This is a genomic window from Psychromonas aquatilis (genome assembly GCF_038155185.1).
GTDB lineage: Bacteria > Pseudomonadota > Gammaproteobacteria > Enterobacterales > Psychromonadaceae > Psychromonas > Psychromonas aquatilis.
This window is the reverse complement of the sequence record NZ_JBAKAZ010000519.1, coordinates 1-206: the sequence shown is the minus strand read 5'-3', so window position 1 is coordinate 206 and position 206 is coordinate 1. Positions and strand designations below refer to the sequence as shown.

Genomic DNA, 206 nt, shown 5'->3' with positions numbered 1-206 from the left:
CTAAACATAAAATTACCTTGGCAGTAAATCGAGATGATTTATTAGATACTGATATATCAGGTAATATATGGCGAAAATTGAAATATAACTTGTTATATGCACAAAAATATAACATCCATAAATTGCGCAGTTTTGGTGGTGCATTTTCAAATCATATTCATGCCTTTGCAGCAGCTAGCCACCGTTTTAATTTTGATGCCACTGGT

Annotated in this window: 1 pseudogene; it reads left to right on the top strand. The window is 32.5% G+C overall.

Annotated elements, in window-relative coordinates:
• Nucleotides 1-206, top strand: a pseudogene (locus V6256_RS16365) (1-aminocyclopropane-1-carboxylate deaminase/D-cysteine desulfhydrase); the annotation flags it as partial.